Source organism: Paraburkholderia lebeckiae (assembly GCF_014201005.1).
Classification (GTDB): Bacteria; Pseudomonadota; Gammaproteobacteria; order Burkholderiales; family Burkholderiaceae; genus Paraburkholderia; species Paraburkholderia tuberum.
Map to the genome: position 1 here is coordinate 414,788 of NZ_JACHDK010000003.1, position 13,115 is coordinate 427,902.

Genomic DNA, 13,115 nt, shown 5'->3' on the forward strand with positions numbered 1-13,115 from the left:
AGGCGCAAGATCAATCTATGTTTCAGTCAGGCCTGGCGCATTGCAGAACATCTTTGTCAAAACGTTGCTCAAAATCGCTTCGGCCGAAGCGTTCGACAGATCATTGGGTATCGTCATGTTGAAGCAGAGGATGCCGTCGATCAATGCGATAACGGCGAGCGCGTGGTCGGCGATAGGGCCCGGCAACCGTACGTTGAGGCGCAGGCATAACTGCTCAATGAAGTACGCGATCATGTCGCGCTTTTGCAGGCATAAGGCATTCACATGTTGTCGGAATTTCGCGTCACGCATGGCATGCAAACGTGCCTCAGCCCAGATGATGTAGTTGTTGTCGTCGCGATAGCACTGCGCGTACAACAAGGTGAGCTGCACTTGCAGGTTTTCGCTGGACGGTGCGGCGTCTCGCAGCTTCTGCAAGTTTTCTCGCATGTTCTGATGATCGAGACGGAGCAGTTCGACGAATAGATCGCTCTTGCTGCTGAAGTTCGAGTAAAACGCGCCGCGGGTATAGCCGGCCTCGGCTGCGATATCCTCCACGCTAGTCGCAGCAAACCCTTTTTCGGCGATGCTCGACGCTGCTGCGTCGAGCAAGCGCTGCCGGGTTCGCTCGCGGCTTTCTGCTCGCGTCATTCGTTTGTGTGGCATGCGGCAAAGCGCTCATCTGGCAAAGAACGATGGCCAAAATCCACGCTCCTGGCAAATCGTTGGGTGCGTAGGGTTGCTATTTGATGGCGACCGCTTCGGATTCGCGAGGTTGCCACCCGCCACCGAGCGCCTTGAAGGCAGCAACGGCTGCGCGCGCGGATTCCGTTTGCGCCTGCACCCGCTCATCGGAGGCGCGTAGCAGGTTGTCGTCGGCCTGCAAGACTTCGATGAGGCTGACGACGCCTTTTTGATAGGCTGCGAACGAGGCCGCTCGAGCGCGACCGAGCGAATCCACTCCCTGGGCGAGCACCGCGGCCTCTTGCTCGCGCTTCACGAGTGCCGAGAATGAGTTCTCGACGTCTTCGGTTGCATGAAGCGCGGCGAGCCGATACGCGGCCAGCATTTCCGCCTGCTGCCCCTTGGCCTGCTCGATCTGCGCATTGATGCGGCCGAAATCGAACAGACGCCAGCGCAGCCCCAGCACGCCAGCGGCCTGATTGGCACCGGTACTGAACAGGTTGCCGCTGGCCACCGAGGTGGCGCTGCCGAGCAGTCCACTGAGCGACACCTTGGGGTAATACTCTGCGATCGCTACGCCGATGCGCGCGTTCGATGCGGCGAGGCGTCGCTCGGCCACGATCAGGTCGGGCCGGCGCCGGAGCAACTCTCCCGGCGATCCTGTAGCCGAGATCTGCGGGGCAACCGGGATGTCGCCCGTTTCGACCAGTTCCGCCCGATGCGTGCCGGGCTGCGAACCCAGCATCACGTCCAGCGCGTTCATCGCCGCATCCAGACCCGCCTCGAGGACCGGGACGGATGCCTGAATCTGGGACAGCGCACCTTCTGCCTGGCTCACCTGAAGGTCGGCCGCCAATCCTTTGCCATACAGGAGGTTGATGGTCGAAAGCAGATCCTGCTGCGTCTGCACCTGCCGCCGGGCAACCTTCAGACGGGCCTGCAATCCACGAATCGTGATGTAAATATCGCCAGTCTGCGCCGCCACTGCCAGGCGCGTGGCCACCGCACCGGCCTCCGAAGCCTGGTATTCGGCAAGTGCGGCTTCCCGCCCGCGACGCAGGCCACCAAACACATCCAGTTCCCAACTCGCGTTGAAATTAGCCTCGTAATCATTGCCGTAGCGATCGAAACCGGGCGTCGAATTCAGAACTCGCCCCAAGGGGGTTTCAACCGACTGGTAGACTCGCGCCGCCTGCCCGCTGACAGTGCCGGACGGCAGCAGAGCGGCATTCGCCGCGCCAAGTCCCGCGCGCGCCTGCGAGACGCGAGCGGCGGCCTGCGCGAGGTCCAGGTTCTGATCCAGTGCGAGCGTGACGAATCGTGTCAGTTGCGGATCATCGAAACCCGTCCACCACGTGACAAGGTCGGCACTGGCCGCCGCGTGCCGGTGATCCGCCGCGGCCTGGGCCTGGAACTGCTCGGGCATGGCTACATTGGGCCGGACATAATCGGGGCCTACAGCGCAGCCAGCCGAAAGGCTGGCGACAATGACCGCGGCAAGGATGGGTTTGGGTAGCATGAGCGTCTTCGCAAGATTCCAGTGGTGACTATAATACCAAATAGTCACTGGTTGTCCATTCCTGTATGCTATACCCATGAAAAAAGCCACCACTTCCTCCATCCCGGCGCGCGGCCCCGCTGACCACGAGGTACGGGATCAGATCGTCGTCGCGGCCACCGAGCACTTCAGCCGGTATGGCTACGAGAAAACGACGGTCTCGGACCTCGCCAAGGCGATCGGGTTTTCCAAGGCCTACATCTACAAGTTCTTCGAATCCAAGCAGGCCATTGGCGAGATGATTTGCGCGAACTGCCTGCACGAGATCGAAACCGAGGTGAGGGCGGCCGTCGCACAGACCGATCTGCCACCGGAGAAGCTGCGGCGGATGTTCAACGTCTTCACGGAAGCGAGCCTCCGTCTGTTTTTCCAGGACCGCAAGCTCTACGAGATTGCCGCATCGGCGGCCACGGAGAACTGGCAAGCGGTGCTTGCGTATGAAGAGCGCGTCCAGAAGCTGCTTCGGGACGTCCTCCAGGAGGGACGGCAAAGCGGAGACTTCGAGCGCAAAACACCCCTCGATGAGACTGCGATGGCGATCTATCTGGTGATGCGCCCCTACCTCAACCCAATGCTCCTGCAGTACAGCTTCGATTACACCAAGGTCGCGCCTGCACAACTGTCCAGTCTCGTGCTCCGCAGTCTGTCGCCTTGATGGAAATTTCGATTGTGACTATTGACTACGTTGGTCACTAGAACCATAATGAAAGCCCCGATCACTCCGTCAATGGGTCTTTCATGCTCCGGCGTCGCCTTGCTACCTCTACAGTCGTCTGTGCACTGCCACTTGCGCTAGCCGCCTGCGGCGCAAAAGCACCGTCCGATCCACGCACCGAAGCGCCCCTGGTGCGCACCGCCATCGCTCAGGCGGCGATCCCCGCCTCCCGTTCGTTTACCGGAACCGTCGCCGCGCGCGTGCAGAGCGACCTGGGATTTCGCGTCTCCGGCAAGGTGCTCGAGCGGCTTGTGGATGCCGGACAAACCGTCAAACGCGGCCAGCTGCTGATGCGCCTCGACCCCATCGATCTGAGGCTTGCCGCGCATGCCCGGCAGGATGCGGTCACCGCCGCGCGAGCACGCGCGCAGCAGACCGCGCAGGATGAAGAGCGCTATCGCGACCTGCGCGGAACCGGCGCGATATCGGCATCGGCCTATGACCAGATCAAGGCGGCGGCCGATGCCGCCAAAGCGCAGCTCAGTGCGGCCGAGGCTGACGCCGACGTTGCGCGCAACGCGACGGGTTATGCCGAACTGTTGGCGGATGGCGATGGCGTCGTGATGGAAACGCTGGCCGAACCGGGCCAGGTCGTCAGCGCCGGACAGCCCGTGGTGCGCCTCGCCCACGCTGGGCGCCGCGAGGCTGTCATCCAGCTACCCGAAACCCTGCGCCCCGCCATCGGTTCGGTCGCCCAAGCCACGCTGTTCGGCAACGGCGGTGTCAGCGTGCCGGCGACGCTGCGCCAGCTTTCGGATACGGCGGATCCTCGTACCCGTACGTTCGAAGCGCGGTACGTGCTGCAGGGAGAACTGGCCGACGCCCCACTGGGCGCCACGGTGACGGTCCAGATTCCCGACGCGCGTTCCGCGGTGCAAGGCGGTTTGCAGGTGCCGATCGGCGCGCTGTTTGACGCGGGCAAGGGACCGGGGGTGTGGGTCATCAACGGCGAGCCGGCGAAGGTTGCCTGGCGGCCGGTTACCGTCGAACGTCTGGACGACGATAGTGCTCGCGTCGCCGGTGAGATCAGGCAAGGCGACCGGATCGTCGCGCTCGGCGCGCAGTTGCTGCGCGAAGGCGAGCAGGTCCGGGTGACAAGTCAAGCCGTCGCCATGACGGCCGAGGGAGCCCGTCCGTGAGCGAAGGCCGTTTCAACCTGTCGGCGCTCGCCGTGCGCGAGCGCTCCATCACCCTGTTCCTGATCTGCCTGATTTCACTGGCCGGGCTCGTTTCATTCTTCAAGCTGGGCCGGGCGGAAGACCCCGCGTTCACGGTCAAGGTGATGACCATCATCACCGCCTGGCCGGGAGCCACGGCGCAGGAAATGCACGATCAGGTCGCCGAGAAGCTCGAAAAGCGCATGCAGGAGCTGCGCTGGTACGACCGGACCGAGACTTACTCACGGCCTGGGCTGGCCTTCACGACCTTGACCTTGCTCGACAGCACGCCGCCGTCGGAAGTGCAGGAGCAGTTCTACCAGGCCCGGAAAAAAATCAGCGACGAGGCAAATAACCTTCCGGCTGGCGTGATCGGGCCGATGGTCAATGACGAATATGCGGACGTCACGTTTGCCCTCTTCGCACTGAAGGCCAGGGGCGAACCGCAGCGCCTGCTGGTGCGCGATGCGGAGACGCTGCGCCAACGGTTGCTGCACGTGCCGGGCGTGAAGAAGGTCGACATCATCGGCGAGCAGTCGGAGAGAATCTATGTCGAGCTCTCACATGACCGGCTGGCAACGCTGGGCGTGAGCCCCCAGGACGTGTTCGCCGCGCTCAACGGTCAGAACGCCCTGACGCCGGCCGGCTCCGTGGAGACCAAAGGTCCGGAGCTGTTCATTCGCCTGGACGGTGCCTTCGACAACCTGCAGAAGATCCGCGATACGCCGGTCGTAGCGCAGGGCCGCACGCTGAAGCTGTCGGACATTGCCACCGTTACGCGTGGTTATGAAGATCCGGCGACGTTCATGATCCGCAACAACGGCGAACCGGCACTGCTGCTGGGCATCGTCATGCGCGACGGCTGGAACGGGCTCGACCTCGGCAGGGCGCTGGACAGCGAGGTCGGCGCAATCAACGCCGGCCTGCCGCTGGGCATGAGCCTCATCAAAGTCACCGATCAGGCCGTCAACATTCATTCGGCGGTCGACGAGTTCATGCTCAAGTTTTTCGTCGCGCTGCTGGTGGTCATGCTGGTGAGTTTCGTCAGCATGGGCTGGCGGGTGGGCCTCGTCGTTGCCGCGGCCGTACCGCTGACACTCGCGGTGGTGTTCGTCGTGATGGCCGCGACCGGCAAGAACTTCGATCGCATCACGCTCGGATCGCTGATCCTCGCGCTCGGCCTGCTCGTGGACGACGCGATCATCGCGATCGAAATGATGGTGGTAAAGATGGAGGAAGGCTACAGCCGCATCGCCGCCTCCGCCTACGCGTGGAGTCATACGGCCGCGCCGATGCTGGCGGGCACGCTGGTGACCGCCGTCGGCTTCATGCCCAATGGCTTCGCGCGCTCCACGGCCGGCGAATACACCAGCAACATGTTCTGGATCGTCGGCATCGCACTGATCGCATCGTGGGTCGTCGCCGTGGTCTTCACGCCCTACCTGGGTGTGAAGATGCTGCCCGACTTCAAAAAGGTCGAAGGCGGTCACGACGCGATCTACGACACGCCGCGCTACAACCGCTTCCGTCAGCTGCTCACGCGCGTCATCGCGCGCAAATGGCTGGTCGCCGGTTCGGTCGTGGGCCTCTTCGTGCTGGCCATCCTCGGCATGGACGTGGTCAAAAAACAGTTCTTCCCGATCTCCGACCGTCCCGAAGTGCTGGTCGAGGTGCAGATGCCCTATGGCACGTCGATCTCGCAAACCAGCGCTACCACGACGAAGGTCGAAGCGTGGCTCGCGAAGCAGAAGGAAGCCAGGATCGTCACCGCGTACGTCGGGCAAGGCGCGCCACGCTTTTACCTGGCGATGGGGCCGGAACTGCCCGATCCGTCGTTTGCCAAGATCGTGGTGCGCACGGACAGCCAAGATGAGCGCGACGCATTGAAGCAGCGACTGCGTCAGGCAGTCTCCAACGGTCTCGCCCCCGAGGCGCGCGTGCGGGTTACACAACTCGTATTCGGTCCATATTCGCCGTACCCGGTCGCCTATCGTATCTCTGGCCCGGACCCGGACAAGCTACGCGGTATTGCGGGAGAAGTTGAGCAGGGGATGGAGGGCAGTCCGATGATGCGTACGGTCAACGCTGATTGGGGTACGCGCACGCCCACGCTGCACTTCACGTTGCAGCAGGACCGTCTGCAGGCGGTGGGGCTGACATCCAGCGCCGTGGCGCAACAACTGCAATTCCTGCTAACCGGCGTGGCTGTCACCGCCGTGCGTGAGGATATTCGAACCGTGCAGGTCATGGCGCGTTCGGCCGGTGATGTTCGTCTCGACCCGGCGCGGCTCGGCGACTTCACGCTGGCTGGCGCGAACGGGCAACGCATTCCGCTGTCGCAGGTGGGCAAGGTCGACGTGCGCATGGAGGAACCAGTCATGCGCTGGCGGGACCGCGTGCCGACGATCACGGTACGGGGCGACATTGCCGACGACCTTCAGCCGCCGGACGTATCGACGGCGATCACCAGGCAGCTTCAACCCATCATCGCCAGGCTTCCGACCGGCTACCGTATCGAAGAGGCGGGCTCCATCGAGGAATCGGCTAAAGCGACGAAAGCCATGTTGCCGCTCTTCCCGATCATGCTGGCGGTTACGCTCATCATCATCATCTTCCAGGTGCGCTCGATCTCCGCAATGGTGATGGTGTTCCTGACCAGCCCGCTGGGCTTGATCGGGGTGGTGCCGACGTTGATCCTGTTCAGGCAGCCGTTCGGCATCAATGCGCTGGTCGGTCTCATCGCGCTATCGGGCATCCTGATGCGCAACACGCTGATCCTGATCGGACAGATTCACCAGAACGAGCAGGCGGGGCTGGATCCGTTCCATGCGGTCGTCGAAGCCACCGTGCAGCGTGCCAGGCCGGTGATCCTGACGGCCATGGCGGCGATCCTCGCTTTCATCCCGCTGACCCATTCGGTGTTCTGGGGAACCCTCGCGTACACGCTGATCGGCGGTACGTTCGCCGGGACGATTCTGACTCTGGTCTTCCTGCCGGCCATGTATTCGATCTGGTTCAAGATTCGACCCGGGAGTATCGCTGGCTCGCGCAAAGATCGGCATGAGCAGGTGCAGCCTTCCGAGCAAACGCTGCAGGACGCGCTCGACGCGGGCAGTTAAAAAAACACCATCAATTCACCTGAAGAGAGCTGTTCATGTCGAATTCCACTGTTGTCGTTGTTACCGGCGTGTCATCGGGTATCGGACGCGCCGCCGCCGAGAAGTTTGCCAGGCGGGGGTGCCGCGTATTTGGCACCGTGCGCAGCATCGCAAAAGCGGCGCCTATCTCGGGAGTCGAGCTTGTCGAGATGGATATTCGCAACGATGCTTCGGTCCTGGCTGGAATCCAGTCCGTCATCGATCGCGCCAGGCGAATCGACGTGCTCGTCAACAATGCAGGAACGAGCATGATTGGCGCGGTCGAGGAAACGTCGACTGCCGAGGCCTCGTCTCTGTTCGATACCAATGTATTCAGCATTCTGCGCGCGGCCCAGGCTGTACTCCCCCACATGCGGGCACAACGCGGTGGAAGGATCGTCAATGTCAGTTCGGTGCTCGGGTTTCTTCCGGCGCCCTACATGGGACTCTATTCGGCGTCCAAGCACGCTGTGGAAGGGCTGACCGAAACCCTGGATCATGAGGTGCGCCAGTTCGGCATACGCGCAACGCTGGTCGAACCAACTTTTACCAGGACTAATCTCGACATCAATGCGCCCCAGGCGGGTTCGAAAATCGCCGACTATGATCGCGAGCGTGCCCTTGCAACGAGCGCAGTCGTGAGCAGTGTCAAAGGTGCCCCCGAGCCCGAGGGCGTGGCAAACACTATTGTCGAAGCGGCGCTTGGCGCCTGGCGGATGCGTCGCACGCCTGCCGGACAGGCATCGTTGCTGAGCAAGTTACGCCGCTTTATGCCCGCTGGTCCCGTCGATTCAAGCTTGAGGAAAACATTCGGACTTGGTTGAAGCGCTCGCCCACGCATCACATTGCGGTCAAGGTTCGACGAGCCCCTTTTTCTGAAAAAGGCGCATCAGTTGTCAGGACAACTTCATGGCCTCCGCCACGACCGTCGACTGGGCCGCTCAGCAGGAAGCTGCGCGGCGACCTTCGCTTGCAGGCGGTAGCAAGCCGGCACTCGCCCGTATGGAACAGCTCACCGGCACGAGCGGTTGCGCGAGTCTCTTGAACGCGACATCCGTCGCGTGTTAGTGCGAAGTGGCCGCTGGAACGCCATCGTGCGCATGGCAACGAGCGGCGGAAACTGGGCGAGCGCAGCCGTATGCAAATCGCATACGCGCCCGGCCAGTCCAGACGGCAGCGATCGGCAGCACGCGACGGCGGTCTCTCACCGTTACCAGAAACGGACATTCGAGTGGTGAGCGCCGCGGGCGTACGCAGCCTTAAGCGCCGCTTAGCCTGCGGTGAGGAATCGGTTTATCTCAGCAGCCAGTGCCCCCGGCTCTTCCAACATCATCATATGGCTGCTTTCACGTACAGACAGCGAAAACTGGCTGGAATACTGCAAAGCGTCAGTTTGGTGCTGAACTCCAAGGAAGTATGCTTTAAGCATTTCTTTATGCCACTCGGGGAGTTGTGCCGGCAGGCTGAGCCGATTTGCGCGAAGGATCAACTTTGGGACGTTTATCGAGCGGACCAGGTCGAAAAAGCTATCGTCATGGAGAAATGCTCCATACAAAGCGCGAATTCCCTGAATCGCCCGCATGTCCTTATGCAGCGAGTGACTTTGGTTGCCAAGTGGTTGCAGCGCTCGCCTAATAATCTTTGAACTATCGGCCGGCGAAAGGCCGTAGGTCTCGACTAAGTTTTCTTCGAGCTTAGCTACTGCCTTGTCAGTCAAGTTCGGCTGCGGCCGCACCCATTCAGCTCGCACTCTTTCTTGAGAGGCCGCCGCTTCTTCGGGAGAAAGGCCGACATACTCGTTGGCAAGTAGCGCAAACCCGTCCAAATCGATTAAGTGGCTAACACCGCCATACCTCGACGCGTAAAGGAATGCCAAGACTCCTCCGAGCGAATGGCCAGCGATCGAAATATTGGTGGTGGAATAGCTCTGAAGCACGGCCCTTATGTCTTTCAAGACAAGATCGACGCTCCAATCTCCCGACTCCGATAGTCCATGGCCGCGCAAGTCCAACGCGATGACGTGTCGAATTGATGTCAACAAATGCGCCATTGGAATCCAATCAGCGGCCGATCGCCCCGCTCCGTGTAGCAAAAGCATTACAGGCCCGATTCCGCCGTGATCCTGCACCGCGAGTCTTACAGGACCGGACTGAATAAACGCCTCAAGTTGTGATGTCATCGCTCATTGTTGATACGCAATGACCGATTGTCACAACATTAAACTGAGTTGTCCATTGGCAGTTTGTGGCCGAATTTGGAGGCACGTCAAACAGCAACGGCGTCCGGCTGTGATCTTAGAAAGGGCGAAACAAATCGCCTTTCGGATACGGGAGTGCCAGTTCCGGCATCTCGTGCCTTCCGAAATATTGAGTTGACCGGGTTTCGGAATCGCTGGGTATCCCGGAGCCGCCAATGATTTTGCATTGGAACAGCGTCACCACGTATTCGACGTGGTCGCCGCTTGGATACGTGTATCGGAACGGCCGTCCGCCAAACACGCCGAGAATGCCGTGAATGCGGATTGCATATCCAGTTTCCTCCATTACCTCGCGGAAGATGGCCTCTTGTGGGCTTTCTCCCAGTTCAATTCCACCAGCGGGCAAACTCCACGCCTCTCCGGACGATTTCTCCTGAAGTAGCAGCTTGCCTTCATGATCGTGAATCACGCCTGCAACGGAGGGACTCAAAATCAAATCACTTCCAACCTTTTTCCTCAGCCGACTGATGTAGCTTTCGTTATCAACGTACAGCGACACCTTCACCCCCGATGAGTTTGTGCCTGCCCGATTGTCGGCGATCCAAACCACTCTGTCGAATGTCCCAAAATGGCCGAACTCGGCAGTACATGGTTAGGCGTCTGGGCGCTCGAATTTCTGTCGCCGACTCCAGCGATGGGCCCCGCCCCATGAATACCAATACAGCCTAGCTTTCTTCCTGTGTTTCGATTGGCTGACGCACATAGTAGATATCCCATTCTCCTTCGTCAGTCTGTACAAATCCGTACCGCTGGTAGAAGCGGTTTGAATCACTGCCGCGTAGAGCACCGAGGCGGATTGGCATGCGTTGCGCGTCGGCGTTCGCGAAGACGTCCCGCAAGACGGCTGCGCCAATTCCTTTCCCTTGGTGCGCCGGCAGAATGTAAAGGTGGTCCAGTAGCCATTCGTCTGCCTGTGGGCGGATGAGGATAAAGCCCGACCGAACGCCATCGACCTCTATGAATCGACACCGCGCAGGGTCGAATGACGCGAGGAAGCGCTCGCGTGCACGCTGCGGGTCGAAACGACCGATGCGCTCCAGACTCTCGCGCATCGCGGCGATACGAATGGCGACCAGTGTGTCGGCGTCGGACTCGGTTGTATCGGAAAAGGCGATGTTCATTGGGAACGGCTTCCGGTCAAAGGATTCGCGAGGCTTACTTCTTGTGCGAATACTATCGCGCCGAATCGATTGTCACCAATTTGCACTTTGGGGCCGAAGGTATGCTCATGGCCGAGGCCGTGTGAAAACGCATGCGGAATGCGGTGCTCGAAAAAATTGACCCTCCAGATCGCTCTGTGTTGGCCTGGTGGCAACTCGGGAAGGGTAAAGCGACACCCAAAAACCGAGTACTTTTGCGTTTTCACACGGCCTCGGCCGTGTGCCGACCCATGCAATTTGAATACACAACATCAACCTCGGGAGGTTGCGATCGGCAGCGCACGACCCACAAGGGACGGTCGAGGTAGCGGGAAGCGGACGTTCGCGTCCTGACCCGACAGCGTATCAATCGCGATATGAGGCTTGCGATTGATCACAATCACAAGCCTGTTCCGCGTCGGGTGTGCTAGCTATGCGAGCCCTTGCGCTGTCATCGCCAGGAGCAGCCGTTCCGCGCCGATACCGAAGCCCGCACCTTCCCGATATGCCCCGCCGCCTACCACCTGCTGTTGCGCTCCGAGTTCGGCGCAGCGCATCTCGAAGCCTCGGCCGCTCAGATAGTAGCTGAGGCCCCTCCGAGCTGAGCCGTCGATTTCATAGCTAAGTCCAAGTGAATCAAAAAAACCAATCGCTATCTCCTGGCTACGCTTGACCGCCAATTCCGGATCGGGGCATAGATACTCGAATCCCAGTTGCGAGAATTCACGATAGCGACCAGCTTGCGGTCGTTCATAGCGATAGCATCGAGCGATATAAAACAACATTCGCTCCTGTCGGCGCCCCAGCAGCTCCATACACCGCTCCTGGAAAAGAGCCGTCGCCTCCGGGATCAGGCAGCAGTCGCGTCCCTTTTTATCGGGGAACGCCCACATTTGGCCGATGATTTCACTGCCGCCGGCCTTTTGAATGAACGTATCTTGTGACCACAAGGCTGGAACGATAGCCTCTTCTGCTCCAACGTCAATGAAGATATCTCCGGAACTGACTTTCCAGAGCGCGTATTTGCGCGGCTTCCTTACCAACGATGAAACGGGTTCCGCGAATCATGGTCATGAGAAATCCTCTTCGGTTTAGAAAATAAAAAAGGCGCCTAAGGCGCCTTGGTCGTTTGTGCATGGAAAGGGGAATGAAACCCTCGATTCCTTGCTATGGACGTAACGGACCACGGCGCAATGGATAGCGACCGTGATGGTGGTGAGCCTTGCTCGGGGCGTTACGAAGTTCCATGTTGTCAATATTGACACACAAAATGATCCTTGTGCGTAGACGTTATGTTTCGGATGACTAGTTTAGGATTCCGTGTCGAGCGACCGTTCATGGTCGAGGCCGTGTGAAAACGCATGCGCAATGCGGTGCTCGAAAAAATTGACCCTCCAGATCGCTCTGTGTCGGCCTAGTGGCAACTCGGGAAGGGTAAAGCGACACCCAAAAACCGAGTAATTTTGCGTTTTCACACGGCCTCGGCCGAGCTCAGCCGTTCACCAACCGCGCAACAACCCCCCGATACTTCGGCATCCATTCAGTGAGATCGCGCCCGCCTCAGTTAGAGATGCCTCGGACCCGCCGCGATGCCGCCCGCATCCGTTGGGACTTCTGTTTTTCCAACCATTGCAGCGATTCCTGCACGACCTCGGCCGGAACCTCATTGAATGACGCACTGCGAATCAGCGCCTCGCTTGCGGCAATGTCGTTGAACTGCCCCAGCTTGTTCTGCACGGATGTCAATTCCTTGATGGTGCGACCGTGTCCGCCTTTGATAACGGGTTGAAAAAACTCCAGCAGGTACCTCAGTTTTTTGCCTGCCTTTCGAACATCGTGAAGATCCTCCTCGTGGGTGTCCTCGCTGCTGCGTGCAGCGCGTCTGCTTCGCTTTTGAAGTGCGCGCTGTGCCAGACGGACACGCTTCTCGGCGAACGCCTGAATGGGTAGATCGTCGCAATGCGACTGCAGTGAGGTTTGCGCGCGAAGCAGGACATCGTTCAGGAACGCCTCGACATCGTCGCTTTTGATCATCGTCTGGCAATGCACCACCGCCTGCGCGCGCTTCTCGCGCGCCGCGGCCACCAGCAGCTCGATCGAGGCGCCGGACTCCTGGGCGGCTCTCAGCAGATCGCCTGCTATGTCCCAGTCACGGGTTCCGCCTGCCACGGCCGCAAGACGCTTGAATTCTTCGGTGGCTTGCGCGGTCGATTCCTCTCCGAGGTATGGAGAGTACGCCCAGTACAAAGCCCGAAGCTTTCTGAAAGCGACGCGAAGCTGATGAAACCCTTCGGCATCGCTCTGCGTGGATAGCTCTCTTGCCCTTTGCACGGCTTCGGCCACCACTGGCGCCGCCAGGGACGAGAAGGTACTGGCAATGGAACTCGTTTTTGACAGTGATGAACCGGCCGTCCGGCGGTTGACTTTGAAGAGAGTGTTTGGCCGTGGCAAGGACCAGTCACCATCCATATTCATTGCAACCTCGAGTC

General features: G+C 60.2%; 11 protein-coding genes. 4 read left to right on the plus strand and 7 right to left on the minus strand.

The genetic code is table 11. The features are described from left to right. Positions 1-15: 15 nt before the first annotated feature. Complete coding sequence (locus HDG39_RS08475; protein ID WP_260327601.1) at positions 16-645, minus strand: TetR/AcrR family transcriptional regulator; 630 nt, start codon at positions 643-645, stop codon at positions 16-18. 76 nt (positions 646-721) lie between these two features. Then, the gene (locus tag HDG39_RS08480) at positions 722-2,182 is read right to left on the minus strand and encodes an efflux transporter outer membrane subunit (RefSeq protein ID WP_184004980.1); all 1,461 of its coding nucleotides are present in this window, start codon (positions 2,180-2,182) and stop codon (positions 722-724) included. Positions 2,183-2,258: 76 nt separating this feature from the next. Between HDG39_RS08480 and HDG39_RS08485 the strand changes: the two genes are divergently transcribed. The 4 genes from HDG39_RS08485 to HDG39_RS08500 all read left to right on the plus strand — a co-directional run bounded on the left by HDG39_RS08485 (position 2,259) and on the right by HDG39_RS08500 (position 8,054). After that, positions 2,259-2,876: a TetR/AcrR family transcriptional regulator gene (locus HDG39_RS08485; RefSeq protein WP_184004983.1), complete on the plus strand. Its 618-nt coding sequence runs from the start codon at positions 2,259-2,261 to the stop codon at positions 2,874-2,876. 83 nt (positions 2,877-2,959) lie between these two features. Beyond that, positions 2,960-4,075: an efflux RND transporter periplasmic adaptor subunit gene (locus HDG39_RS08490; RefSeq protein WP_184004986.1), complete on the plus strand. Its 1,116-nt coding sequence runs from the start codon at positions 2,960-2,962 to the stop codon at positions 4,073-4,075. Further along, complete coding sequence (locus tag HDG39_RS08495) at positions 4,072-7,212, plus strand: efflux RND transporter permease subunit (RefSeq protein WP_184004989.1); 3,141 nt, start codon at positions 4,072-4,074, stop codon at positions 7,210-7,212. Before HDG39_RS08490 ends, HDG39_RS08495 begins: the two co-directional genes overlap by 4 nt. Positions 7,213-7,247: 35 nt before the next feature. Beyond that, positions 7,248-8,054 (plus strand): oxidoreductase, encoded by an 807-nt coding sequence (locus HDG39_RS08500; RefSeq protein WP_184004993.1) that lies wholly within the window; start codon positions 7,248-7,250, stop codon positions 8,052-8,054. Between the two features lie 446 nt (positions 8,055-8,500). Here HDG39_RS08500 and HDG39_RS08505 read toward each other — a convergent pair whose 3' ends face one another. From HDG39_RS08505 to HDG39_RS08525, 5 genes are all read right to left on the minus strand, one after another. Beyond that, positions 8,501-9,409, minus strand: a complete 909-nt coding sequence (locus HDG39_RS08505) for an alpha/beta fold hydrolase (RefSeq protein ID WP_184004996.1) — start codon at positions 9,407-9,409, stop codon at positions 8,501-8,503. Between the two features lie 115 nt (positions 9,410-9,524). Then, the gene (locus tag HDG39_RS08510; protein WP_311665699.1) at positions 9,525-10,037 is read right to left on the minus strand and encodes an NUDIX domain-containing protein; all 513 of its coding nucleotides are present in this window, start codon (positions 10,035-10,037) and stop codon (positions 9,525-9,527) included. 115 nt (positions 10,038-10,152) lie between these two features. Then, positions 10,153-10,608 carry a GNAT family N-acetyltransferase gene (locus HDG39_RS08515; RefSeq protein WP_184005000.1) on the minus strand — a complete coding sequence of 152 codons (456 nt, stop codon included), beginning with the start codon at positions 10,606-10,608 and terminating at the stop codon, positions 10,153-10,155. A 449-nt stretch (positions 10,609-11,057) separates the two neighbouring features. After that, on the minus strand, positions 11,058-11,669 hold the full coding sequence (locus HDG39_RS08520) for a HisS family protein (protein ID WP_184005002.1): 612 nt from the start codon (positions 11,667-11,669) through the stop codon (positions 11,058-11,060). A 517-nt stretch (positions 11,670-12,186) separates the two neighbouring features. Then, positions 12,187-13,101 carry a CHAD domain-containing protein gene (locus HDG39_RS08525; protein WP_184005004.1) on the minus strand — a complete coding sequence of 305 codons (915 nt, stop codon included), beginning with the start codon at positions 13,099-13,101 and terminating at the stop codon, positions 12,187-12,189. Between the last annotated feature and the right edge of the window lie 14 nt (positions 13,102-13,115).

Coding starts and splice junctions, on each gene's coding strand:
- HDG39_RS08475 (WP_260327601.1), bottom strand. CDS start 645: ATGCCACACAAACGAATGACGCGAGCAGAAAGCCGCGAGCGAACCCGG.
- HDG39_RS08480 (WP_184004980.1), bottom strand. CDS start 2,182: ATGCTACCCAAACCCATCCTTGCCGCGGTCATTGTCGCCAGCCTTTCG.
- HDG39_RS08485 (WP_184004983.1), top strand. CDS start 2,259: ATGAAAAAAGCCACCACTTCCTCCATCCCGGCGCGCGGCCCCGCTGAC.
- HDG39_RS08490 (WP_184004986.1), top strand. CDS start 2,960: ATGCTCCGGCGTCGCCTTGCTACCTCTACAGTCGTCTGTGCACTGCCA.
- HDG39_RS08500 (WP_184004993.1), top strand. CDS start 7,248: ATGTCGAATTCCACTGTTGTCGTTGTTACCGGCGTGTCATCGGGTATC.
- HDG39_RS08505 (WP_184004996.1), bottom strand. CDS start 9,409: ATGACATCACAACTTGAGGCGTTTATTCAGTCCGGTCCTGTAAGACTC.
- HDG39_RS08515 (WP_184005000.1), bottom strand. CDS start 10,608: ATGAACATCGCCTTTTCCGATACAACCGAGTCCGACGCCGACACACTG.
- HDG39_RS08525 (WP_184005004.1), bottom strand. CDS start 13,101: ATGAATATGGATGGTGACTGGTCCTTGCCACGGCCAAACACTCTCTTC.